The organism is Priestia sp. 40, from assembly GCF_049368575.1.
Lineage (GTDB): Bacteria > Bacillota > Bacilli > Bacillales > Bacillaceae_H > Priestia > Priestia zanthoxyli.
The window spans coordinates 316363-340659 of record NZ_JBMPZA010000017.1 but is presented as its reverse complement, the minus strand read 5'-3'; the positions used below and the strand labels follow the sequence as shown (position 1 = coordinate 340659).

23 protein-coding genes, 1 pseudogene and 1 riboswitch are annotated in these 24297 nt (G+C 38.5%); of the genes and pseudogenes, 20 read left to right on the top strand and 4 right to left on the bottom strand.

Annotated elements, in window-relative coordinates; genetic code table 11:
* Nucleotides 1–170: 170 nt before the first annotated feature.
* From ACO1DI_RS21465 to sigI, 5 genes are all read left to right on the top strand, one after another.
* Nucleotides 171–326, top strand: coding sequence for a response regulator (locus tag ACO1DI_RS21465; RefSeq protein WP_423145597.1), 156 nt, complete (start codon nt 171–173; stop codon nt 324–326).
* A 35-nt stretch (nt 327–361) separates the two neighbouring features.
* Nucleotides 362–835 carry a LytR/AlgR family response regulator transcription factor gene (locus tag ACO1DI_RS21460; RefSeq protein ID WP_423145596.1) on the top strand — a complete coding sequence of 158 codons (474 nt, stop codon included), beginning with the start codon at nt 362–364 and terminating at the stop codon, nt 833–835.
* A gap of 144 nt (nt 836–979) precedes the next feature.
* Nucleotides 980–4018 carry a PAS domain S-box protein gene (locus ACO1DI_RS21455; RefSeq protein WP_042992261.1) on the top strand — a complete coding sequence of 1013 codons (3039 nt, stop codon included), beginning with the start codon at nt 980–982 and terminating at the stop codon, nt 4016–4018.
* Between the two features lie 87 nt (nt 4019–4105).
* Nucleotides 4106–4201, top strand: a riboswitch (yybP-ykoY riboswitch).
* 96 nt (nt 4202–4297) lie between these two features.
* Nucleotides 4298–5113 (top strand): TerC family protein, encoded by an 816-nt coding sequence (locus ACO1DI_RS21450; RefSeq protein WP_014461100.1) that lies wholly within the window; start codon nt 4298–4300, stop codon nt 5111–5113.
* Nucleotides 5114–5476: 363 nt separating this feature from the next.
* Entirely contained in the window at nt 5477–6187 is a 711-nt protein-coding gene (sigI, locus tag ACO1DI_RS21445; RefSeq protein WP_042992260.1) for an RNA polymerase sigma factor SigI, read from the top strand.
* Between the two features lie 52 nt (nt 6188–6239).
* On the opposite strand, the gene ACO1DI_RS21440 is transcribed toward sigI, so the two are convergent.
* The 3 genes from ACO1DI_RS21440 to phaQ all read right to left on the bottom strand — a co-directional run bounded on the left by ACO1DI_RS21440 (nt 6240) and on the right by phaQ (nt 7702).
* The gene (locus tag ACO1DI_RS21440; RefSeq protein WP_014461098.1) at nt 6240–6437 is read right to left on the bottom strand and encodes an alpha/beta-type small acid-soluble spore protein; all 198 of its coding nucleotides are present in this window, start codon (nt 6435–6437) and stop codon (nt 6240–6242) included.
* Between the two features lie 143 nt (nt 6438–6580).
* Nucleotides 6581–7093, bottom strand: a complete 513-nt coding sequence (gene phaP / locus ACO1DI_RS21435; RefSeq protein ID WP_014461097.1) for a polyhydroxyalkanoic acid inclusion protein PhaP — start codon at nt 7091–7093, stop codon at nt 6581–6583.
* Nucleotides 7094–7261: 168 nt separating this feature from the next.
* Nucleotides 7262–7702, bottom strand: a complete 441-nt coding sequence (gene phaQ, locus ACO1DI_RS21430) for a poly-beta-hydroxybutyrate-responsive repressor (protein WP_013055935.1) — start codon at nt 7700–7702, stop codon at nt 7262–7264.
* A gap of 392 nt (nt 7703–8094) precedes the next feature.
* On the opposite strand from phaQ, the gene phaR reads away from it, so the two are divergent.
* From phaR to ACO1DI_RS21390, 8 genes are all read left to right on the top strand, one after another.
* Entirely contained in the window at nt 8095–8694 is a 600-nt protein-coding gene (gene phaR / locus ACO1DI_RS21425; RefSeq protein WP_013055937.1) for a polyhydroxyalkanoic acid synthase subunit PhaR, read from the top strand.
* 81 nt (nt 8695–8775) lie between these two features.
* Nucleotides 8776–9519 (top strand): acetoacetyl-CoA reductase, encoded by a 744-nt coding sequence (gene phbB / locus ACO1DI_RS21420; protein ID WP_014461095.1) that lies wholly within the window; start codon nt 8776–8778, stop codon nt 9517–9519.
* A gap of 76 nt (nt 9520–9595) precedes the next feature.
* Nucleotides 9596–10684 carry a class III poly(R)-hydroxyalkanoic acid synthase subunit PhaC gene (locus ACO1DI_RS21415; protein WP_013055939.1) on the top strand — a complete coding sequence of 363 codons (1089 nt, stop codon included), beginning with the start codon at nt 9596–9598 and terminating at the stop codon, nt 10682–10684.
* 120 nt (nt 10685–10804) lie between these two features.
* Nucleotides 10805–10984 (top strand): hypothetical protein, encoded by a 180-nt coding sequence (locus tag ACO1DI_RS21410; protein ID WP_014461094.1) that lies wholly within the window; start codon nt 10805–10807, stop codon nt 10982–10984.
* A gap of 223 nt (nt 10985–11207) precedes the next feature.
* Nucleotides 11208–12587, top strand: coding sequence for a TrkH family potassium uptake protein (locus tag ACO1DI_RS21405; protein ID WP_255256020.1), 1380 nt, complete (start codon nt 11208–11210; stop codon nt 12585–12587).
* A gap of 131 nt (nt 12588–12718) precedes the next feature.
* Nucleotides 12719–12859, top strand: coding sequence for a hypothetical protein (locus ACO1DI_RS21400; RefSeq protein ID WP_423145602.1), 141 nt, complete (start codon nt 12719–12721; stop codon nt 12857–12859).
* A 164-nt stretch (nt 12860–13023) separates the two neighbouring features.
* Nucleotides 13024–13182 (top strand): hypothetical protein, encoded by a 159-nt coding sequence (locus tag ACO1DI_RS21395; RefSeq protein ID WP_025749458.1) that lies wholly within the window; start codon nt 13024–13026, stop codon nt 13180–13182.
* Nucleotides 13183–13184: 2 nt separating this feature from the next.
* Nucleotides 13185–13358 (top strand): hypothetical protein, encoded by a 174-nt coding sequence (locus ACO1DI_RS21390; RefSeq protein WP_014461091.1) that lies wholly within the window; start codon nt 13185–13187, stop codon nt 13356–13358.
* Nucleotides 13359–13385: 27 nt separating this feature from the next.
* Here ACO1DI_RS21390 and ACO1DI_RS21385 read toward each other — a convergent pair whose 3' ends face one another.
* Nucleotides 13386–15155: a B12-binding domain-containing radical SAM protein gene (locus ACO1DI_RS21385; protein ID WP_014461090.1), complete on the bottom strand. Its 1770-nt coding sequence runs from the start codon at nt 15153–15155 to the stop codon at nt 13386–13388.
* Between the two features lie 193 nt (nt 15156–15348).
* On the opposite strand from ACO1DI_RS21385, the gene ACO1DI_RS21380 reads away from it, so the two are divergent.
* The 7 genes and pseudogenes from ACO1DI_RS21380 to ACO1DI_RS21350 all read left to right on the top strand — a co-directional run bounded on the left by ACO1DI_RS21380 (nt 15349) and on the right by ACO1DI_RS21350 (nt 24285).
* Entirely contained in the window at nt 15349–16068 is a 720-nt protein-coding gene (locus ACO1DI_RS21380; RefSeq protein WP_014461089.1) for a FadR/GntR family transcriptional regulator, read from the top strand.
* Nucleotides 16069–16206: 138 nt separating this feature from the next.
* Nucleotides 16207–17727 (top strand): nicotinate phosphoribosyltransferase, encoded by a 1521-nt coding sequence (locus ACO1DI_RS21375; protein ID WP_371905458.1) that lies wholly within the window; start codon nt 16207–16209, stop codon nt 17725–17727.
* A 35-nt stretch (nt 17728–17762) separates the two neighbouring features.
* A pseudogene (gene nadE / locus ACO1DI_RS21370) lies at nt 17763–18592 on the top strand (ammonia-dependent NAD(+) synthetase).
* A 392-nt stretch (nt 18593–18984) separates the two neighbouring features.
* Nucleotides 18985–19704: a (Fe-S)-binding protein gene (locus tag ACO1DI_RS21365; RefSeq protein ID WP_115655129.1), complete on the top strand. Its 720-nt coding sequence runs from the start codon at nt 18985–18987 to the stop codon at nt 19702–19704.
* A gap of 17 nt (nt 19705–19721) precedes the next feature.
* A complete protein-coding gene (locus tag ACO1DI_RS21360) occupies nt 19722–21161 on the top strand; it encodes a LutB/LldF family L-lactate oxidation iron-sulfur protein (protein WP_014461085.1) in 1440 nt (479 codons plus the stop codon).
* A complete protein-coding gene (locus ACO1DI_RS21355) occupies nt 21139–21852 on the top strand; it encodes a LutC/YkgG family protein (protein WP_042992258.1) in 714 nt (237 codons plus the stop codon). Before ACO1DI_RS21360 ends, ACO1DI_RS21355 begins: the two co-directional genes overlap by 23 nt.
* Before the next feature lie 276 nt (nt 21853–22128).
* Nucleotides 22129–24285: a PAS domain S-box protein gene (locus ACO1DI_RS21350; RefSeq protein WP_371905459.1), complete on the top strand. Its 2157-nt coding sequence runs from the start codon at nt 22129–22131 to the stop codon at nt 24283–24285.
* Nucleotides 24286–24297: the final 12 nt, after the last annotated feature.

Sequence of the window (24297 nt, the reverse complement as noted above, 5' to 3'; positions counted from 1 at the left end):
TGTTATGTACTGATCATTATTGGTTGTGAAACCGATATTAACCCTACTTTACGAAGCTGAGGGACTGGTTTTTGGTACGTGAAACGTTTCTGCACATTTTCGTCCGCTCACCGATGATAACGAAGATTCGGTTGAAATTTTTTTTTAGATTACTTTATAGAACAGCTTCCTTGGAATTTGAAGTTATCGGAATCTGTAAAGACGGAGAGCAGCTCGTACAGGAAGTGATGGTTAAAAGTCCAGACCTTTTGCTTGTAGACATTAATATGCCTACGATTAACGGTGTAGATGCAATAAAAAGTGTCTGCGCATTAAGCCGAATTTAAAGTTCATTTTTATTACAGGTTATGATGAATTTGCTGTGAAGGCATTTGAACTGTCGGCACTCGACTACATTGTAAAACCGATTGAAAAAACAAGGCTTTATATGGCTTTAGAGCGGGCTAAAAATTCCATTGGAATTGATAAAAATCAGTTGAAAAAGCCAAGTGATCAATTAAAGAGGCTGCCTGTAAAATTTAATGGGTCTACTTATTACATTCCAATTGATCAAATTATTTTTATCGAAAAATCAGGGAAGAAATGCTTAATTTATACTCAATCACGTGTCTATGAGACATATGAAAATATCAGTGATATCTATATGTATTTGAATCCTTCGGTATTTAGTCAAACACATCGGTCTTATATCGTAAATTTACAGAAAGTTTCACACATAACGCCGAAAAATGAGACATATCTTGTTTATTTTTTAGAAATTGATGAATATGCTCATATCTCAAAATTAAAAATCCAAGACGTTCAAAAACAGCTGCATCAGTTAATGACAAATTAAGAGATGCTGCTGCTTCTAAAATAGTCATGTTGATAAAAGGACGAAGCTTATGTAAGTTTCGTCTATTTTATGTGTCTGCTTTTGGAAAAAATGATAGTAATATAGTTTTTATGAGGAAAGTTAGATAGAAGAAGTAACGTTGAATTGAAAGGAAAGAAAATGATTTCAATTACTGGTCACTATAATGAATTTACCGTATTTCTTGCTGTCATTGTAGGGATTCTTGCCTCTTATACAGCACTTGATATTATGAGCAAAATGATGAAAAAACAGCGGAACAATTATTTATGGCTTACTCTGTCAGCAACTTCAATGGGGATTGGAGTAGGAGCGATGCACTATATTGCGATGCTTGGTTATTATGTTCCTGTTAGCTTTCATTTTGATGTTGTACTTTCTGCACTTGCTTTGATAATAGCGATTAGCGGATCACTAGGTGCGTTTTGGACATTTTGGAAATGGCGCACGTCGGTATGGTCAGGGCTTATTTTGGGAAGCAGTATTGTGGGCACACATTATATTGCCATGGCAGCAATCGAAACAGAAGCACACATTCATTATTCCGTGCTATCTGTTTTGCTTTCTATCATCATCGCTCTGGTCGTTGCATTTTATGCGATGCACTTGTTTTTTCGGTCAAAAAATGTAAAAGCTAATCCATTCCTTAAACTTGTTAGCTCTATTTTGCTGGGTATTGGCATTTCAGCTATGCATTTTATCAGTATGTATGGAATGAAGCTCCATATTGAACACTCAGTTGTTAGAAGGTGGGGCCAGTGGCTGCCGTATCAAGCGCCATTTTCCAATATGATTGCAAGTATCACGATTACGCTACTTATTGTCTTCCTGCTTGTTGCTGCTTTTAAGCGTCAGGAAGAAGTGAGGGACAGTCAATTAAAAGAAGAGTATTATCAATCTCTTTTTAACTACAATCCCAATATTGTGTGTGCAGTTGATTTGTACGGCAATATTCAAACGATTAATCCAAAAGGAATCGAGCTGACAGGATACACGTTAAATAAAATGGAGAAAATTCCGTTTCCCTATATGTTTAGAGAAGCTGAAAAAGCTGAAGAATATATGTGGAAATCCCTGAGTGGAGACTCTGTTTATTATGAGGCAACGCTCATTCGCAAAGATAATCAGCCTGTATATGTTGAAGTAACGCAAATGCCTATTATTGTTCATGGTCAAATTAAAGGCAGTTACGTCATCGCCAAAGATGTAACAGACCGAAAAAAGGCTCAACAGCAGCTTTTGAATTTACAAAAAGATTTAAAACGAACGCTTTCACAGCAAGATGGTACTATTTTTAAGTTTGTGAAGAACAGTAAAGGATATGTCTATACGATGTGCGAAGGCAAAATGATTCGTGAAATGGGATATGAGGAAATAGATGTTGTCGGAAAAACACCTGATGAATTTTTACCTGAATCCTACGCAAGAGATAATAGGAGTTACTATGATAAAGCATGGGCGGGAGAGAAAGTGTCGTATGAAGTGCTTTTGAACGACTTTGCTTACTATACGAAGTTAACGCCTCATATCTACAAAGGAGAAGTACAAGAAGTTATTGGTTCTATAGTAGATATTACTGATCTTCACGAAGCAAGAGAAAAGCTGGCTAAAAGTGAAAGCATGTATCGATCCGTTCTTTCTACAATGTCAGAAGGCGTGGTGTTTCATGACCTTGAAGGTAACTTAATTGCTGCCAATGCGTACGCTGCTAAGATTCTAAACGTGCCTTATGACCAAATGTTATCGGTTAACCCGTTTGGTTTAGACTGGGAAATTATTCATCCTGACGGCACAGCTTTTGCACTCGAAGATATTCCATCAGTCCGCTGTCTTCATACAAAAGAGCCTGTGCGAAATACAGTCATGGGCATTTATTTAAATGAGAAAAAGTTGACGTGGCTTTCGGTGAATGCTGAACCTCTTCAAGAGAGTAAATATTATAAAGGCGTAGTTGTCACATTTTATGATATTACGAAGCAGCAGGAACAAGAAAAAGACCTGCTTCATTCTAATCAGCAAATGATTATAGCAAAAGAAGAAGCCGAAAAAGCAAATCAAGCCAAGTCTGAATTTTTATCAAAAGTCAGCCACGAACTTCGTACGCCTTTAAACAGTATTTTAGGCTACGCGCAGATATTGGAAGAGCAAGGGGAAAAAGATTTAACAGAAAAACAATTGAATCGTATACGGAAGATTTTAAAAGCAGGCAATCATCTTCTTTATTTGATCAATGAAACGCTTGATTTATCAAAAATTGAATCCGGTCACTTAGCGATCAATCTTGAACCAGTGTCAGTAAAAGAGGCTATTGAAGACGCACTTAAAATTATGAAACCATTAGCAAAAGATAAGCATAGTATATTTTATACTCGCTTTCACGCCTACCAAGAAGTCTTTGTTGAAGTAGATGAACTTCGGTTTCAGCAGATCTTATTAAATCTGCTTACAAACGCCATTAAATATTCGCCTGCTTATCGCGATATAACGATCTATACCGACATCACTCAGCATCACGTAACCATATCGATTGAAGATAAGGGCTTTGGAATTCCCCATTCAGAATTGCATCGGATTTTTGAGCCTTTCTACCGTGTAAATAGACTAGAAAAAGACGGAACAGGAATTGGGTTGGCGCTTGTAAAACAGCTTGTTGTATTAATGAATGGAACGTGCGGAGTGCGAAGTGAAGAAGGAAAGGGCAGTACATTTTGGGTTCGTTTTCCTTTAGTACACCCACCTGTTCCTAAACAATTATCCAATGAAGGGGAAGCCGAGCTATTTTTAGGTTTTTCCATGCCGACATCGATTGTATATATTGAGGATAACGATACAAATATTGAGCTTATGCAATCGATTCTTTCTCCATATAAAAACGTTAAGCTCTTAGTTGCCAAAACAGGTGAAAACGGCATCCAGCTGATCAGATCCATTTCACCCGATATGATCTTAATTGATATTGATTTACCGGATATGAATGGTTTTGAGGTATGCAAACAGCTTCAGCTGGAAAAAGAATTGAGGCATATTCCTCGAATTGCCCTGAGTGCAAGCGCGATGCAAAGCGATATCGATCAAGCTTTTTTAGTCGGTTTTAGTGAATACGTAACAAAGCCTATTCATATTTCAACGTTTTTGAACGTATTAAAACGCTTAACAAAAGCTTAACAAAAGCTTAACAAAAGTTTAGAGGGCTTTTCATTGACTTATTAGCGAACCTTTTATAAAATTAAAACAACTTAATACATTTACTTCTTACGGAGTAAAGGGGAGTAGCGTCAGGGAAACCTGAAACAAAGTCGTCATTACATGGAGTATTCCATCGGCTTTGTTGGCATAATGATTATGCTTAGCAAGACCTTTGCCATATTTGGCAAAGGTCTTTTTGTGTTTTATTCCGGTAATGAGGATAAATAAACTTATACAAAGAAACGAGAGGGGATTTTTATGGATGCATCACTTTTGTTAGAGTATGGATGGGTATTGCTAGTGCTGGTTGCATTAGAAGGAATTTTGGCAGCGGATAATGCTCTTGTGATGGCTATTATGGTCAAACATTTACCGGAAGAACAACGCAAGAAGGCATTATTTTACGGATTAGCCGGTGCCTTTATTTTTAGATTTGGTTCATTGTTTTTGATTTCATTTTTGGTAGATGTATGGCAGCTTCAAGCCATAGGAGCCATTTACTTATTGTTCATTTCCATTAATCATATTGTGAAGCGATATGTGAAAAAAGGCGATCATGAAAAAGTAAAAGAAGCGGACGGAAAAAAGGGCTCAGGTTTCTGGATGACGGTTTTAAAAGTAGAAGTAGCGGACATTGCTTTTGCGGTTGATTCAATTTTGGCTGCTGTGGCTCTTGCCGTTACGTTGCCAACAACCACTCTTCCTAAAATTGGCGGACTCGATGGCGGACAATTCTTGGTGATCTTTGCCGGAGGAATTATGGGATTAATTATTATGCGTTTTGCTGCAACTTGGTTCGTCAAGCTATTAAATACGCGCCCGGGTCTAGAAACGGCGGCTTTTGCTATCGTAGGCTGGGTAGGGGTTAAGCTAGCAGTTTACACTCTTGCTCATCCGGAGTTAGGTATTATTAATGAACACTTCCCTGAATCAAAAGTATGGAAAATTACGTTTTGGGTTGTGTTACTTGGCATAGCAGTTTCAGGCTGGTTTCTATCTAAAAACAAAGAACAAACTGATCTTGAAGGCTCAGAGAAAGAAAAAGACTCATTAAAGAAAATTGAAAATCAATAATACAAAAAAACGCGCTTTTAATGCGCGTTTTTTTTGTATTAAGATAAAATACCTAGTTTAAATCGTTTCGAGAAAGGGTAAAAGAACTAACTGGTGTTTAATTACTGTATATCCGAATGTTTTGCTTTTTCGCTCATATTCTGTAAAGAACAGAAGCAGCGTTGGATAATTCAGTTCAATGAAGTTTATTTCAGTTCATAAACATATATTTCAAATGTATGTTAATTGGTAAAATTGAGCTATTATGGGTTATAATAAAGAGAAATTAAAAGGAGCAGAGTGCTTCTCAACCCTGTTCGTCATCAAAAGAATGGATATTAACATGGTATAAAGCAACTGAGTATAGTAAAAGAGGTGAAGCCAATGCTCACAAAAGTTCAAACGCCTCCATCGCTTGAAACGCTTGTACTGACGATTCAGCAAGGGGATAAACAATTACATAACGAAATGATTCAACAATATAAACCGTTTATTGCTAAAGTTGTTTCAGCTGTATGTAAACGTTATATAAGTGAAGCTGACGATGAATTTAGCATTGGTCTGATTGCGTTTAATGAAGCCATCGAAAATTACACAATCCAAAAAGGACGATCCCTTCTTGCGTTTGCGGAACTGATTATTAAAAGAAGAGTCATCGACTATATTCGAAAAGAGAAGCGAAACCAAACGCTGCTCTATAACCGGATTGAAAATGAAGATTTTATTCAAGGTAAGATAGAAAGGGATATATCGCTTTCTAACTATAAAAGGCAAAGTGAAACTTCATATATTCAAGAGGAAATGACTTATTTTTGTCAGACGCTAAAATTGTTTAAATTAACTCTTGAAGACATTATTAACACGTCTCCTAAACATAAGGATGCAAGGGGAAATGCTGTGGAAGTTGCATCTTTTATCGTCAATGAAAAAGAATTAAAAGATAAGCTGTTTTTAAAGCGGCAGCTTCCTATTCGCTTGATTGAAAAACATGTTAAAGTGAGCCGAAAAACAATTGAAAGAAACCGTAAATATATTATCGCGATGGTTATTATATTAGCGGGGGACTACGTGTATTTAAAAGACTATATTATGTAAGAAAAAGGCACACGCAGGTGCCTTTTTTTTAGCCATGTTATGAAGTTATGTTTTATTTTTGTGTGCTGCCGTTTAAGTGAGCTTGAGCTTGTTGCACCAAGCGTTTTGTGATTTCTCCGCCTACTGAACCGTTGCTGCGTGCAGCAGTGTCAGAACCTAGAGTTACCCCAAATTCTTGAGCGATTTCGTATTTATATTGATCTAAAAATTGTTCTACGCCTGGTGTTAATAGTTTATTTGTTCTAGCCATGATTAGTCATCTCCTTTTTTAGTTGTACAGCAGTTCACTGCTGTACCTGTATTATTTGCTGTTTACTATTTTGCATACTGGTAATGGTTTGCAAGAAAGTATAAAAAAGCCCAGCTTTCAAAGAAGCTGGGCTTTTTTATATATTATTTTACAACCGCATATTGCTCAAGAGACTGAGCAAATGACTTTTGAAGAGATTTTACTTGTTCTACGTATGCATCAGATACGTGTTGGAATTCTTGGCGCGTTTTCTTTTGCTCTTCTACTAATTGTGTTACTACTTGATGATATTGTTCTTGAGCTTGCTTTACTAAAGAATAGCTTGATTTGCTTTGGTTAAGAGAAAGCTCTTGTAATTTATTTAATGCTTCATGCGTGCGGTTTGTCCATTCTTCATAAGAATCGGCAACAGCGTTTCCAGCTGTTTTACGTAAGTTTTCAACTGTTTTTTGTTGAAGATCTTCTAATTCAGCTTTCCATTGTTTGTCTGTTGCTTGAAGCTGTTCTACTGCTTTTGTTACAAATTCTTGCTGTTGCTCAAGTGCTTTTAACGTCCATTGCTCAATTTGTTTGTTTCCGTCTGCAATGTTTTGTAACCCCTTTGTCCATTGTTCCCACATTGCATCAATTACTGTATCATACTTTACTGTTGACATAATCAAATTCCTCCTTGAATAATTTGGTCTGGCGAACAGTTATTGTAATGAACAAAACGTTAAAGAAGAAATTCGTAGTTGTGTGATAAACCTAACATTCCGCGCTCGCTGGTTGACCGTGAAATTTAACATTATATTAGGAAACGCAGATGTACTGCGTGAATCCCTTTAATCGTTTTCTTCCTCTTTTGATTCTTTTGACTTTTTAGAAGAAGAAGAGCTAAAAGGGAACAACATGTCGGTATACATGTGAAAAAATGAATCTAACATGTTTTGATACTGTTCAAGTGAATTAGCCCACATGCTTAAATATTGTTCACCGGCATCTGTTAATGAATAAATCCGGCGTGCAGGTCCTTCAGCTGACGTATCCCATTGCGATGTAATCAAGTTGTCTTTTTCAAGCTGTCTCAGCGTGCGGTAGACGTTTCCTTGATCAACTGATGTGAATCCAAAGCTCATTAGTTGCTGAATGAGCTTGTAACCATGTAGATTCCAACCTCTTAAACTTAAAAGAAGAAAAGGAACCATCAAGTTTTTTGGTGCACCGCTAATCGATTTTTCTAAGTTGTTTGAATTAGAGGTGTTATCTTTTTCACTTGATCCCAAGGTAATCACCCCTTCGAAAAAAGAGAATTTGTTTTCTATATGTGTAATTTACACCTAGATGAAAAAATTGTCAACACTTTAAAACATGTCTTTCAAATACAGGAAAAAAGAACGATTTTTTGGATTTCGACAAAAAGCGTCAAAAAAATTCAAAAATAAACAAAGATTTAGAATTGTTTATTTTGGGAAACGAATTTATAATAGTACATGTAGGTAATTTTTATAACATTTATAATTTGTTGGTAAGTGAATTGTGAAAAGATTTACATTATCCAATAAATAAACGCAAAATTGGTTGCGTTTACTTAGAGCTTCTAATATGTCGCTTGTCACATTAAGTGTCCATATTGAAAGCCATCACTTTTAACGTACACAAGAAAGGAGATGGAGTTTTGGAACAGCAAAAAGTATTTGATCCGTTTCAAGCATGGAAAGACGTATATGACAAAACCGAATCTTACTGGGGTAAAGTTATTGGGGACAATATGAATCGTGAAGAATTTTCCCAGCTAATGGGAAATGTGCTAAATATGAACCTTCAATATCAACAAGCAGTAAATGAAGTAACGGGGCGCTATCTGCACCAAGTAAATGTACCAACAAAAGAAGATGTAGCAAACGTTGCGTCATTAGTCATCAATGTGGAAGAAAAAGTAGAATTATTAGAAGAGCAATTTGACGATCGTTTCGATGAATTAGAAGCGCAGCAAGAAAGTGCATCCGCTTTGAAAAAAGATGTAACTAAGCTGAAATCTGATGTCAAATCGTTAGACAAAAAACTCGACAAAGTTTTGTCTCTTCTTGAAGGGCAGCAAAAAACACAAGACGAGTTAAAAGAAACTATCCAAAAACAAATTAAAACTCAAGGTGAGCAGCTTCAGGCTCAGCTGTTAGAAAAACAAGAAAAATTAGCTGAAAAGCCAAAGGCAGAAGCTAAATCTGAAGCAAAACCATCAAACGCTCAAAAAACTGAGCAGCCAGCTCGCAAGTAAGGTATAGGGGATTTTATAACAACATTAACTGCTGTATTTACAGTAAAAATCATCGCTGAAGAAGCAAGGGGGAAATTTTTCATGACAACATTACAAGGTAAAGTAGCAATCGTAACAGGCGGATCTAAAGGTATCGGGGCAGCAATTACACGTGAGCTTGCTTCTAATGGAGTAAAAGTAGCAGTAAACTATAACAGCAGTAAAGAATCTGCAGAAGCAATTGTAAAAGAAATTAAAGACAACGGCGGAGAAGCTATTGCGGTTCAAGCTGACGTGTCTTATGTAGATCAAGCAAAACACCTAATCGAAGAAACAAAAGCTGCGTTTGGTCAATTAGACATTCTAGTAAACAATGCTGGAATTACGCGCGACCGTTCATTCAAGAAGTTAGGTGAAGAAGATTGGAAAAAAGTAATTGATGTAAACTTACATAGCGTATACAACACAACATCAGCTGCGCTAACGCACCTTTTAGAATCTGAAGGCGGTCGTGTTATCAATATTTCATCAATTATTGGTCAAGCGGGCGGATTTGGTCAAACAAACTACTCAGCTGCTAAAGCAGGTATGCTAGGATTCACTAAATCATTAGCTCTTGAGCTAGCTAAAAGTGGCGTAACGGTTAATGCAATTTGCCCAGGATTTATTGAAACAGAAATGGTAATGGCAATGCCGGAAGAAGTACGTGCAAAAGTTGTAGCAAAAATCCCAACTCGTCGCTTAGGCCACGCTGAAGAAATTGCACGTGGAGTTGTTTACTTAGCAAAAGACGGCGCGTACATTACAGGACAACAGTTAAACATTAACGGCGGCTTATACATGTAATAAATGCTGGCCCTGACTTTTGTCGGGGCTGTGCTTGTTAACTAACTACTAATGAAATGAAAGGGTGTGTATATTCGTGGCAATTCCTTACGTGCAAGAGTGGGAAAAATTAATCAAATCAATGCCAAGTGAATATAAAAGTTCTGCAAGACGTTTTAAGCGTGCATATGAAATTATGACAACAGAAGCGGAACCGGAAGTTGGATTAACACCAAAAGAGGTTATTTGGAAAAAGAATAAGGCAAAATTATATCGCTATACGCCAGTAAAAGATAACCTGCATAAAACACCAATCTTACTCGTATATGCACTGATCAATAAACCGTATATTTTGGATTTAACACCTGGAAACAGCCTTGTTGAATACTTATTAAACCGCGGTTTTGACGTGTATTTGCTTGACTGGGGAACTCCTGGGCTTGAAGACAGCAATATGAAGCTAGATGATTATATTGTAGATTATATTCCAAAAGCGGCGAAAAAGGTGCTTCGCACTTCTAAATCTCCTGATTTGTCTGTTCTTGGTTACTGCATGGGCGGAACTATGACATCTATTTTTGCTGCATTAAATGAAGACTTGCCGATTAAAAACTTAATTTTTATGACAAGTCCATTTGATTTTTCGGATACAGGTTTATACGGAGCATTTTTAGACGATCGCTACTTTAATTTAGATAAAGCAGTAGATACATTCGGAAACATCCCTCCAGAGATGATTGACTTTGGAAACAAGATGTTAAAGCCAATCACGAATTTTTACGGCCCGTATGTAACGTTGGTGGACCGTTCGGAAAATCAGCGTTTTGTCGAAAGCTGGAAGCTAATGCAAAAGTGGGTTGCTGACGGAATCCCATTTGCTGGCGAAGCTTATCGTCAGTGGATTCGTGACTTCTATCAACAAAACAAACTAATCAATGGTGAACTTGAAGTTCGCGGACGCAAAGTAGATTTAAAAAATATTAAAGCTAATATTTTAAACATTGCTGCTAGCCGTGATCATATTGCGATGCCGCATCAAGTGGCAGCTTTAATGGACGCTGTTTCAAGTGAAGATAAAGAGTATAAATTGTTGCAAACAGGTCACGTATCTGTTGTATTTGGTCCAAAAGCAGTGAAGGAAACATATCCTTCAATCGGCGATTGGCTAGAAAAACGCTCTAAATAAAATAAAGACGAGGCTGAGACAAAAATATTTTAGCCGAAGTAAAAAACGAACCACTAATATCAGTGGTTCGTTTTTTGTTATGGTGAACGCAGGTTTCAAGTATGTGGTTGCTTCTAGCTGTTGATTGGAGGGCAAGACGAAGACTCCTGCGGGAAAAGCGGAACAGGTGAGACCCCGCAGGAGCGTCAGCGACGAGGAGGCTCACGGGCCGCCCGCGGAAAGCGAAGTCTTGCACGGAAATCAACAGCGGTGTCACAAGCGGTTCAGCTCATGTATCCCATTTGTTCGTCTTTAGATTGATTCATTTAATGATGTCTCAATCTCGTTTTTTTGTGTAAACAGACCATATTGAGTGACGGTTCTTTATGCAGGCTGCTGGGATTTATGATATCTAATGACAAGTGAGGTGACTTCTTTTATACTAATGTAGTCACCTTCTTGAACATGGGATTTTTTACGTGGATATTTTGATTCATGTAACAATGAGTATGCTTTGGGAAGAAAGAAGAAAACTATTAGTATTATAACAAAAAAGGAATGTCAGATTATGCCGCAACCATGGAAACGACGAGTAAGGCAGATGTCTTCAGCTCAAATTATTGTTACATTTTACATAGTGGCTGTTACGCTTGGATTTCTATTACTTAGTATTCCAGAAGCTTTAAAGCCTGGAGTGAAGTTAGCATTTATTGATCGCTTATTCATTGCCGTTAGTGCGGTAAGTGTAACAGGGCTGACACCTGTCTCTACTCCGGATACATTTAGTACGACGGGCTATTTTTTGCTCGCTTTTATTTTTCAAATCGGTGGTATTGGTGTAATGACACTCAGTACATTTATTTGGATGATTTTGGGTAAAAAAATCGGTTTAAAGGAACGTCAGCTCATTATGACAGACCATAACCAATCCCGCTTATCAGGATTAGTTGACTTGATGAGAAATATTTTATTTATTATTTTTGCCATTGAACTAGTTGGCGCCATTATTTTAGGATTACATTTTCTCCGTTATTATTCGAGTTGGACAGATGCGTTTCTGCATGGTTTCTTTGCTTCTGTCAGCGCTACAACAAATGCTGGCTTCGATATTACAGGATCTTCATTTATTCCGTATGCCCATGATTATTTTGTACAAGTGGTAACCGTTATTTTAATTACGCTTGGAGCGATTGGATTCCCTGTATTAATTGAAATTAAGCACTATTTTTTAACATTTAAAGATAAGCGTAAATTTCAATTTTCGCTATTTACGAAGCTAACGACCATTATGTTTTTTCTGCTGTTAGCAGGAGGAACAATCTTGATTCTTGTGCTAGAGCATTCAGGATTTTTAGCAGATAAGTCTTGGGATGAATCGTTTTTTTATGCGTTTTTCCAATCCGCTGCCACAAGGAGCGGAGGAGTGGCGACCATGAATATTAATGAGTTTTCGCTTCCTACGTTAATTATGATGAGCGCGATGATGTTTATCGGGGCTTCACCGAGCTCAGTAGGGGGAGGAATTCGTACGACGACGTTTGCATTAAATATTCTTTTCCTGTTTTATTACGTAAGAGGAAATAAGACGATTAAAATCTTTCGCCGCGAAATTCATGAAGATGACATTATTAAATCAGTAGCTGTATCGATGTTAGCCGTAATCATTTGCTCGATTTCTCTTCTTATTTTAAGTATTACAGAACATTTTTCTCTCATTGAGCTTATTTTTGAAGTGTGTTCAGCTTTTGGGACAACAGGTTTATCAATGGGAATTACAGGAGGGCTTTCTGATATCGGTAAATGCGTTATTATGATTTTAATGTTCATTGGCCGAATCGGCATGTTTTCATTTATCTTAATGCTTCGCCGTCCAACGTCTGGACCGGATTATCACTATCCGAAAGAACGTATTATTATTGGGTAAAAAAGGCTTGGACAAAGTATGTTAGTTTAAGGAAAATCCGAGCGAGTTTGATTCTTAGTCAAGAATTAAACTCGCTCGGATTTTTTTGTGGTGGTGAACATAAGTCTCATGTGTTTAGCTGCTTCCAGCTGTTGATTGGAGGGGGAGGGCAAGGCGAAGACTCCTGCGGGGAAAGCGGAACAGATGAGACCCCGCAGGAGCGTAATCGGCGAGGAGGCTCACCGCCCGCCCGCGGAAAGCGAAGCCTTGCACGGAAATCAACAGCGGTGTAACAAGCGGTTCAACTCATTTATCCCATTTGTTCGTCTTTAGATTAAAGTAATTTCGTTATGTTTCAACTGCTTTTTTACAGCTTTTTCTGCTTATATTGCTCATGAGAAGGCGCATTCTAAGAAAAGGAAGTTCAATGGACTTCCAAGTATAGGAGGGATACATGATGGCAAAGCGTAAAGTAGGGTACAAATCAGCACTAACTAACAACAATACACCAAAAGAGAGCCTTTCAGATGCAGAATTCGCTGCTGAATATGCTGGCGGCGAGGAGCCGGCTAAAGGCGCGAATCGTAATTCTAAAAAAGGAAAGCAAGGTAAGTAACGATGAGCAAACATAAACAAAATAATAAGCACATCGCGAGCACTGAAGCAAAACAAAAACAATTACTGCAAGAAGAGTTTGGAACGGAAATGGGCGATCCGAACGCAGCTAAAATATATGAATCCCTAGGAAAGACAAAGTCTGATAAAGAGCATGAAAAGAAAAAAGAATGTTAAAGAAAAAAACCTCGGATATCCGAGGTTTTAGCTTACAACTGGAAGACCAAATGCTTCTACAGGTGCTGAATAAAGTTTTGTATCATTTGCTTTTTGATCATAATAAGCAAGAAGAACAGACGGTTGTTCATTGATTTGGCCCGTTTGTTTATAATACATATAGTCAAATGGAAGAATCTCTAAAACAGTGTGCTTGTATAATTCTTTTTCAGCAAGCTGTTCAGCTTCAAAAGCCTGTCCCATGATAGAAGGATTAGCAAGCATTTGCTGATAGTAATGAGAGCGGACTTGTTTTTCTACTTTATCGTCCCACCAAGGTTTACGAGGCTTATGCTTTTGGTTTTGTAAATAATCAATTTTCATAAACCCTTCAATTACTTCTTCATTTGAAAAATTCTCTGTTTCAATATACTGTCTAAGGCGTCTGAATAAATCTTCAAGCTGATGACCGATTCGAACCCAGCCCATTTCATCCCAATACGTCCCGAAGTTTTGGAAGAAATCAAAAGGTGTATCATAGCAGTGCTCTACTAAAAACTCGATCGTTTCATCCATTCGGTGGTCATTCCAAAACTTTTCTAAAATATCTTCTACATGTTTAATACGTACGACATCTGAAAATGGCAGGACGTTATTGCTTAAAATTTCATAAGGCGACTGATCCATGTATTGATAATTATAGCGAGGCGCACTTAAGCGTAAGCCGGTGCCGCGAAGCATTTTTAAAAAGCCTAGCTGAAGCTCTTCAGGGCGAAGTGCAAATACATCATTAAACGTATTCTTAAATGAGTTATAATCTTCGTCTGGCAGTCCTGCGATTAAGTCTAAATGCTGGTCGATCTTTCCGCCTTCTTTTACCATTGTTACGGTACGTGTTAATTTTTTAAAGTTTTGTTTGCGTTTGACCAGTTCATTGACAGCATCATTTGTAGATTGAACGCCAATTTCAAAGCGGAATAATCCTTTTGGCGCATTGTCATTTAAGAACTGAATAACTTCTGGGCGCATAATATCGGCAGTAATTTCAAATTGAAATACCGTACCTTCGCGGTGTTCATCAATTAAAAATTGGAACATTTCCATGGCGTAGCTGCGGCTGATGTTGAACGTGCGGTCTACGAACTTAATCGTGCGCGCTCCGTTATCCATCAAATAGCGAATATCTTCTTTTACTTTTTCTCGGTCGAAATAACGAACGCCTACTTCAATAGAAGAGAGACAGAACTGACAGCTAAACGGACAGCCGCGGCTCGTTTCAATATACACAACGCGTTTTGAAAGTTCTTGGCGGTCTTCTTCAAAACGAAAAGGAGAAGGCATTTCGCGCAGATCAATTTTATTGCGCTGCGGGTTAACAACTGGTGTTCCCTCTTTTCGGAAAGCCACGCCGCTTACGTTTTCAAACTGACGAGCGCCGTGAAGTTCGTCTAACAGCTGCTTGAATGTTTCTTCTCCTTCACCGATCGCGATAAAGTCTGCTTCAGGAATACGCTCTAGCCAGTGAGTTACATCATAGGTTACTTCTGGTCCACCGAATATAATGATGAGCTCGGGATTGATCTTTTTAAGCATTTGTGCGACTTTAATCGTTTCTTCAATATTCCAAATGTAACAGCTGAAACCAATAATATCTGGGTTGCGTTTATATAAATCCGTGACAATGTTCATAGCAGGATCTTTAATCGTATATTCGGCCATATCCACTTTATAGTCAGGCTCGGCATAGGCTTTTAAACATCGAAGGGCTAAAGAAGTATGAATATACTTCGCATTCAATGTACTGACAACAATGTTCATTCAAAAAGCTCCTTTTAACTCGTAATATGAAATCAATTTACTATTTTAGCACATTTGAGAAATAAAGTATAAATACCTTGGCACTTTTGTTGTGGAGGGGAAAAGATTTCGGTAAAATGTAACAGAAACGTAAAAGAAGAAAGAGTCTCGGTTAATATGAACCTTGGTGAACGAAAAAAATGAGGTGGAAAACGTGGAATATAAGCGAATTAAGCCAAAAAAAATATACGAAGAAGTAGCCGAAACGCTTCTTGAAAATATAAAAGAAGGCAGTTTAAAGCCTGGAGACCGTTTGGATTCAGTGCAGCAGCTGGCGGAAAACTTTCAGGTAGGACGCTCAGCTATCCGTGAAGCTCTTAGCGCTTTGCGAGCGATGGGGCTTCTGGAGATGAAGCAAGGAGAAGGCACATTTGTACGCGAATTTAACTCAGATATGCTGTCTTTGCCTGTAACTAGCGCTGTATTAATGAATAAAAACGATATTGAGCATTTGCTTGAAGTGAGAAAAGTATTGGAAATTGGAGCTGTTCGAGCGGCAGCTCAAAAGAGAACGGATGCGGATCTCAACCAGCTGTCCGATAGTCTGGAACAAATGAAAGGAGCGTTTGGCAATGAAGAACTGGGAGAGAAAGCAGATTTTGCTTTTCATTTAGCCATTGCCAAAGCCTCACAAAACCCTCTTTTAGTGAAGCTTATGAATAACGTATCAGAAATGATGATTGAAACGATGAAAGAGACAAGACGCATCTGGCTTTATGCAGAAGAAAAAACGGCTGAACGAATTTATAAAGAGCATCAGCAAATTTATGAAGCTATTCTCTCTCAGCATGCAGAAGATGCTCAGCATTTTATGATGAGTCACCTTGACAATGTTGAACACGTATTAATGAAATACATACCGGAAGAAAAATAGCGCCATTTCAGGTATAAAAGTGCGCCCTAAATAACAGAAAAACTAAAATTCAAGCACCTTCCGATAATTTATGCTTGCTCTATTGTGAAAAGATTTACATAATAGAAACTAGGATTGTCAAATGGAGGGTTACAAAGTATGAAAAAGCAATATAGAGATGATAGTTTAGCTTTGCATACAGATTTATACGAACTGAATATGGCGCATACGTATTTTAAAGACCACATTCATAAACGTCGTTCTGTGTTTGAAGCTTACTTTCGTCGGATGCCGTTTGAAAGCGGTTATGCGGTGTTTGCAGGGCTAGAAAGAGTAATTGATTTTATTGCTAATTTCAGATTTAGCGAAACGGACTTAGATTATTTATATGAAGAACTGCATTATGAAGCGGAGTTTATCGACTATCTAAAACAGGTTCGATTTAGCGGTAATATTCGTTCGGTCGTAGAAGGCGAAATGATTTTTGCTAATGAACCGATGCTGCAAATTGACGCTCCTTTAGCAGAAGCGCAGCTTATTGAAACACCGCTTTTAAACATTTTAAATTTCCATCCGCTGATTGCAACAAAAGCATCGCGTATTCGCTTGGCGGCGGGAGAAGATAATTTATATGAGCATACGGGTACGAATCAGCTTATGGAATTTGGTTCAAGAAGAGCACATGAGCTGGATGCTGCTTTTTACGGGGCAAGAGCTGCTTATATTGGAGGTTTTGATGCAACCAGTAATGTCAGAGCGGGAAAAGTGTTTGGAATTCCTGTGTCCGGTACTCATGCCCACGCGCTTGTTCAAGTCTATCGCGACGAGTACAGCGCGTTTAAAAAATATGCGGAATCACACCGCAACTGTATCTTTTTAGTAGATACATATAATACGTTAAAGTCAGGTATTCCAAATGCTATTAAAGTAGCAAATGAAATGGGAGATCGCATTAATTTTATCGGTATTCGATTAGACAGCGGAAGACTTCCATATCTTTCTCAAGAGGCAAGAAAAATGCTTGATGAAGCTGGCTATCATGATGTGAAAATTTTCGCTTCGAATGACCTTGATGAGTACAGCATTCTGGATTTGAAAGCGCAAGGTGCCAAAATTGATGGATGGGGAGTTGGAACAAAACTCATGACTTCCTTTGATCAGCCGGCGCTAGGAGCGGTGTACAAGCTGGTTTCGATTGAAGATGATCATGGAAACATGGTGGATACAATTAAGCTATCAGAAAACCCAGAGAAAATTTCAACTCCCGGCTTAAAAGAAGTATATCGAATTGTAAATCAAGTGAATCACAAATGGGAAGGCGATTATATTACGATGCAAGACGAAGTGCCGAATGAAGAGCAGCACTTAAAAATGTTTCATCCTATTCATACGCACGTCAGCAAGTTTGTCACGAACTTTAACGCACGTAAAATTCACCAGCCAATCTTTGTACAGGGAAAGCTTGTGTATGAGCAGCCTACCATTGAAGAAATGAGAGCCTACTGCTTACAGAACTTAAAGCATCTATGGGATGACTACAAAGTCATTACAAAATCGAACGAAGATGTATTTCGTCCTACAGAGTATCCGGTAGACTTGAGTACAAACTGCTGGGATAACAAAATGCAAAATATCGAAGAGACTAGAAGCAAGTTACTATCTGATACCGTACTTGTGTAGATTCCGTCAGCTAGTAATGAGAGGAGAGTTTTTTTATGAAAGAGCTACAAAAGCAAATTATTGAAGAAATGCACGTCCAAAAAGAAATTAATCCCGCGGAAGAAATTCGCCGCAGCGTTGATTTTCTGAAATCCTACATGAACAAATATCCTTTTTTACGTTCGTTTGTACTAGGTATTTCTGGCGGCCAAGATTCTACGTTAACTGGAAAGCTGGCGCAGCTAGCGGTTAATGAGTTGAACGAGAAGCGGGAGAAGAGCGCTATCAGTTTATTGCTGTTCGTCTTCCATACGGTGTTCAGGCAGATGAAGCAGACTGTCAAGATGCACTAGGTTTTATTCAACCAACAAAATCTATTTCTATTAACGTAAAACCAGCAGTAGATGCTATGCTTTCTGCTGTTGAAGAAGCGGCAGACGATAAAGTTTCCGACTTCAACAAAGGAAATGTAAAAGCACGTGAACGAATGATTGCGCAATATACGGTAGCAGGCATGTACAGTGGAGTCGTACTTGGAACGGATCACTCTGCTGAAGCTGTTACAGGATTTTATACAAAATTCGGCGACGGAGGAGCTGACTTAGTTCCTATCTTCCGTCTGAACAAGCGACAAGGAAAACAAATGCTAAAAGAATTAGGCTGTCCCGAGCATCTATATATGAAAAAACCAACGGCTGATTTGGAAGAAGATCGTCCACAGCTTCCGGATGAAGAAGCGCTTGGCGTAACGTACGAGCAAATCGACGATTATTTAGAAGGCAAAGATGTAGGTGAACATGCAAGTAACGTCATTGAAGGTCACTTCTTAAAAACGCAGCATAAACGCCAATTGCCAATCACAGTATTTGATGATTTTTGGAAATAAATAAGTAAGAAGCTAATACAAACGTAGTTTAGTTGAAGGAAGATCCGAACGATGAAGATTCTTGATGGAGAATCTTCACCGTTCGGATTTTTTTAATGATATGGCAAACGTAGGTTTCAAGTGTTTCGTTTCTTCTAGCGGTTGCCCGGAAATCAACCGCGGTCTAACAAGTAATCCACATTAAATCATTTATCCAATTTGTTCATCTTTAGATTGAAATGATTTAGTTATGTCTCAACTTCCTATTTTTTATGAAAAAAAGATAGCAAACAAAGAAAGGTATTTTTGAAAAACTAGTGAAATTAGAAAAACATAGGAGTATAATAGCATTAAGTCATCTGATGACCTGTTAACTAAAAGAAGTAAAATGATCAGCTTGGAGGGAGCAAATGATGAAAGTATCTTTATTTGCGACATGTTTGATTGATATGTTTCAAACAAATGTAGGAAAAGCGACGGTAGAATTGTTAGAACGACTAGGATGCGAAGTGGATTTTCCAAAGAGTCAAGTTTGCTGCGGACAACCTGCATATAACAGCGGTTACGTAAAAGAATCAAAAGAAGCGATGAAAAACATGATAAAAGCGTTTGAGCATGCAGAGTACGTTGTATCTCCATCCGGCTCGTGTGTGACAATGTTCAAAGAGTATCCCCATATTTTTAAAGGTGATGCTGCATGGTATGAACCTGCCGTGAAGCTTGCTAATAAAACGTATGAGCTAACGGATTTTATTGTAAACGTTTTAAAAGTTGAAGACGTAGGCGCCAGCTTAAATGGGAAAGCCACTTATCATTCTTCTTGTCATATGACGCGTCTGCTAAACGTAAAAAAAGAACCTTTTACACTATTAAACAATGTAAAGGGTCTTGAAATGGAGAACCTTGAAAACAGTCATAACTGCTGTGGATTCGGCGGGACGTTTTCGGTTAAAATGGGGCAAATCTCTGAACAAATGGTCGATGAAAAAGTGGGCTGTATAGCTAAGACAAACGCAGAGTACTTAATTGGAGCCGATTGCGGCTGTCTTATGAATATTGGAGGAAGAATTGAACGAAAAGGACAGCCTGTAAAAGTGATGCATATCGCTGAAGTGTTAAATAGCAGAATGTAAAGAAAGGAGAATACCGAATGTCCATGAAAATAGGGAACGATCAGTTTAAAAAACGCGTCGATGACGGAGTCAATAATGCGTTTATGCGCTTTGCGGTTTCAGGTGCTCAAGAGCGCTTAAGAAGCCGTAGACTAGATGCGGCGGAAGAGTTAGGGAATTGGGAAGAATGGCGAGCGCTTGGCGAAGAAATTCGTCAGCATACGCTTGAAAATTTAGATTACTATTTAGAGCAGCTCACTGATAATGTAGCTAAACGCGGAGGCCATGTTTTTTTCGCTCAAACAGCTGAAGAAGCGAATGAGTACATAAAAAATGTAGCGAGGCAAAAGCAGGCAAAGAAAGTCGTTAAATCCAAGTCAATGGTTACAGAAGAAATTCATATGAACGCTGCTTTAGAAGAACTGGGCTGTGAAGTTATTGAAACGGACTTAGGAGAATATATCCTGCAAGTAGATGATCACGATCCGCCTTCTCATATCGTCGCTCCTGCACTTCATAAAAATAAAGAACAAATTAGAGATGTATTTCAACAAAAGCTTTCTTATAAAAAAACAGAAAAACCTGAAGAACTAGCTCTTCACGCCCGGGAAATGCTGAGAAAAGAATTTTTATCAGCAGATATTGGCATCACGGGATGTAATTTTGCGATTGCGGAATCTGGATCTATTTCACTTGTAACCAATGAAGGAAATGCAAGGTTAACAACTGCCCTTCCTAAAACACAAATTACGGTTATGGGAATGGAAAGAATTGTGCCAACTTTTGAAGAGTTTGAAGTGTTGGTAAGCCTGTTAACTAGAAGTGCAGTAGGTCAGCGGCTTACAAGTTATGTAACGGCGCTTACGGGACCTAGACTTCCAGGGGAAGTAGACGGACCGGAAGAATTTCACCTAGTGATTGTGGACAACGGACGATCTGCGATTTTAGGAACTGAGTTTCAATCTGTTTTACAGTGTATTCGCTGCGCGGCATGTGTGAATGTATGTCCCGTGTATCGCCACATTGGAGGGCATTCATATGGATCTATTTATTCAGGTCCGATTGGAGCTGTATTATCTCCTTTGCTTGGAGGCTATGAAGACTACAAAGAGCTTCCATATGCTTCAACGCTATGCGCAGCCTGTACAGATGCCTGTCCAGTCAAAATTCCGCTGCATGAGCTATTACACAAGCATCGTCAGCGAATTGTCGAAAAAGAAGGAAAAGCACCTATTTCGGAAAAGCTAGCGATGAAAGCATTTGGCCTGGGGGCAGCTTCTTCTTCTCTATATACAGTGGGCGCTAAAGTAGCACCGGCAGCTCTTACTCCTTTTATGTCAGGAAGCAGTATTTCCAAAGGACCTGGTCCATTAAAAGCGTGGACGGAAAGCAGAGAGTTTCCAGCGCCTACAAAAGAGCGCTTACGAGATTGGTTTGATAAAAGGAGTGATGATGATGAACGGAAGCATTCAAAATAGAGACAGTTTTTTAGACAATATTGCAGCTAATCTTAAGCGAAGCAGGCGAACAAGCGGCGTAGTAAAGCCACAATGGAAGCATGCTCCTCAGCATGAGGTCTACCGCAGCTATTCGCCAGACCAATTAAAGAAAGAGCTTGAAAACCATTGCGAACGTATTCATACTCGCTATGTAGAAACATCATCACAACACTTACCAGCTGTCCTTGAGGAAGCCGTAGCCAACTATGGAAATGGTCTTGTGAGCACGTGGAATGATCCTAGGTTTTCCGAGTATGGACTGAATCTGCTGATGGAGAAATGGGAAACAAGCAGTAGCCTTCATGTATGGAATTCTGCAAAAGGCGATGAGAATATTAAACTAGCTGAACAAGCAAATGTTGGCATTACCTTCAGTGATTTGACGCTAGCAGAATCCGGCACAGTTGTTTTGTTCAGCAGCGCTGAAAAAGGACGATCGGTCAGTTTGCTGCCCGCCACTTATATTGCGATCATTCCTCAAAGCTCCATTGTCCCTCGAATGACACAAGCTGCTGAAATGATTCATGAAAAAGTAGAGCGAGGAGAAACGATTGCTTCTTGCATTAACTTTATTACGGGACCGAGCAATTCAGCTGATATTGAAATGAATTTAGTAGTTGGCGTGCATGGACCTATTCAAGCAACTTATATTGTAGTGAATGATCGATGAGGCTGGGGCAAAAGTAGTTTAGTTGAAGGAAAATCCGAACGATGAATCGAGATTCTTGATGAAGAATCAAATTCGTTCGGATTTTTTTATTGGTAGGGTGAACGTAGATTTCTTTTATTCACGATTTCTTTCTAAATAGCGGGAGAATGCGAAGAAATGTCGCATTTTGAATAAACGTGGCTAATTTTAAAAAGGTAAAAAGCAAATCTTGTAGAATACTAAGTCTATAGATAAAAGGTGGGGAAATGGGAAGTGCAAAAGAAAGGAGCAATGAGCATGTCACCACACAGAGAATTAACATCTGAAGCTGCGCAAAAGCAGCAAGGTGAATTACAGCAGCTACGAGCTATTTTTAATGACGTATTAGATGCCATTGTCGTATTCGATGAGTATTTTCAAGTTATAAATGCAAATGAATCAGCCTGCGGGCTGTTTGAAAAAACAAAGGATGAGCTATTAACGTATCAAATGAAAGATTTTCTAATGTATTTTCCGTATGACATGATTGAAGCGTATTATCCAGCACTCTTAGAAGAAAGCTATTTCAAATACGAAGGCGCGATGACGCTTCGGAGCGGCATGATGAAACATGTTGAATTTACTTCACACAAACATAGCCACATGTCGGGCATTATTGTGTGTACATTTCGAGATATTACGCAGCACAAAATGATGGAAAATGAACGGTTTATTAGTCATCATATGTTTATGGATGTATTTAATGAAGCGGTAGACGGAATTGTCATTTTTGATCGAACGGGTCAGCTTATCGACGCGAACCCTTCATTTTGCGAACGATTAAATTATACAAGAGCACAGCTTCTAACCAAAACATTAGAAGAACTTGTAGAACCTACTTATCATTATAAGGTGAAAAAATTATGGAGAACTCTTCATCAAGAAGGAAAGACAAGCGGTGAGCTGCCGATTAGGCTCGAAAATGGAGACGTTACTTTTTTTGAATTTACCACAACGGCTAATATATACAGTCAATACTATATGTCCATTATGAGAGACGTGACGGAAAAACGGCTGATGGAGCAGCAGCTGTTGAGAAGCGAAAAAAATTTCAGAGCTATTTTTGAAAATGCGATTGAAGCGATCTTGATTTGGAGAGATGATGGTGAAATCTTGAACGCTAATCTTGCTTCTTCGCGTACCTTTGAGCTGCCGTTAAACAAATTAATTGGAAGCAATTTGTATACGTTTATCGATACAAAAAGCTTTAGTGCGTTAAAGGTGCTCCAAACGTTTCAAACAAAAGGAGAAATTCGCAATCAGCTTCCTTTTTACATGCCAAATGGAGAAATCAAACAGTTGGAATTCACAGGGAAAAAAGGCATTATAGAAGGAGACCATTTAACGATTTTTCGAAACATCAGTGAACGTACAAAAATCGAACAGGAGCTTCGGAATAACGAAGAGAAATTCAGACAGATTTTTAATGGTTCGATTGATGGGTTAGTTTTATGGGACGGTAAGCGAAATATTATTGATGTGAATTCTTCTCTTTGTGATATTTTAGAACTCAGCAAAGAGGAGATTTGTGCGCACTCCATGGAGGATTTTATTTCTTCAGCGAATTTAGATGCGGTCATTGAGCATAAAGAAACGATTGAGCAAAAAGGGGAAGCTGAAGGAGAGATTACGTACGTTACGGGGAACGGAAAAGTTAAAAATATCGAATTTTCTACGAAAAAAGATATCTTGCCAGGTCTATATATGACGCTTTTAAGAGACGTAACGGAACGAAATCAAATGCAGGAGCAGATTCGGAAGTCAGATACGCTTCAAGTAGTCGGACAGTTAGCAGCTGGGATTGCGCATGAAATCCGCAACCCGATGACAGCTTTAAAAGGGTTTGTTCAGCTGTTAGAAAGCAGTATTCAAGAAGATCACTCTCTTTATTTTGATATTATTAAATCCGAATTAAAAAGAATTGAAACCATTATTACAGAGTTTCTAGTACTCGCTAAGCCACAGGCCGTAAAGTTTGAAAAGAAAAATCTAGATGCGGTTGTTAAAGAAACGATTGATTTATTAAATGCTCAAGCGCTTTTAGAAAATATTCAGTTTGAACTAAGTGTGTCCCCTCAGCTGCCAATGGTATACTGCGAGCCGAACCAAATTAAACAAGTACTAATAAATGTAATTAAAAATGCAATTGAAGTCACATCAAACGGGGGAAGAATTTTTGTTGAAGTCTACTCTACAGAGCCGCACTACGTGACGGTCTCCATTCGAGATCAAGGAGACGGAATGCCCGAAGAGCGCATCAAGCGCTTAGGAGAACCATTTTATACGACAAAAGAAAAAGGAACGGGACTCGGTTTGATGGTCTCATATAAAATTATCGAAGAACACAAAGGGCGAATTGAAGTGGAAAGCAAAATAGGAGAAGGAACAGCTTTTCATGTTATTCTTCCAGCCTAAATAGAAAGGATA

Coding starts and splice junctions, on each gene's coding strand:
- phbB (WP_014461095.1), top strand. CDS start 8,776: ATGACAACATTACAAGGTAAAGTAGCAATCGTAACAGGCGGATCTAAA.
- ACO1DI_RS21385 (WP_014461090.1), bottom strand. CDS start 15,155: ATGAACATTGTTGTCAGTACATTGAATGCGAAGTATATTCATACTTCT.
- ACO1DI_RS21440 (WP_014461098.1), bottom strand. CDS start 6,437: ATGGCTAGAACAAATAAACTATTAACACCAGGCGTAGAACAATTTTTA.
- sigI (WP_042992260.1), top strand. CDS start 5,477: ATGCTCACAAAAGTTCAAACGCCTCCATCGCTTGAAACGCTTGTACTG.
- phaP (WP_014461097.1), bottom strand. CDS start 7,093: ATGTCAACAGTAAAGTATGATACAGTAATTGATGCAATGTGGGAACAA.
- ACO1DI_RS21360 (WP_014461085.1), top strand. CDS start 19,722: ATGTCCATGAAAATAGGGAACGATCAGTTTAAAAAACGCGTCGATGAC.
- ACO1DI_RS21365 (WP_115655129.1), top strand. CDS start 18,985: ATGAAAGTATCTTTATTTGCGACATGTTTGATTGATATGTTTCAAACA.
- ACO1DI_RS21355 (WP_042992258.1), top strand. CDS start 21,139: ATGAACGGAAGCATTCAAAATAGAGACAGTTTTTTAGACAATATTGCA.
- ACO1DI_RS21390 (WP_014461091.1), top strand. CDS start 13,185: ATGAGCAAACATAAACAAAATAATAAGCACATCGCGAGCACTGAAGCA.
- ACO1DI_RS21450 (WP_014461100.1), top strand. CDS start 4,298: ATGGATGCATCACTTTTGTTAGAGTATGGATGGGTATTGCTAGTGCTG.
- ACO1DI_RS21375 (WP_371905458.1), top strand. CDS start 16,207: ATGAAAAAGCAATATAGAGATGATAGTTTAGCTTTGCATACAGATTTA.
- ACO1DI_RS21395 (WP_025749458.1), top strand. CDS start 13,024: ATGGCAAAGCGTAAAGTAGGGTACAAATCAGCACTAACTAACAACAAT.
- ACO1DI_RS21350 (WP_371905459.1), top strand. CDS start 22,129: ATGTCACCACACAGAGAATTAACATCTGAAGCTGCGCAAAAGCAGCAA.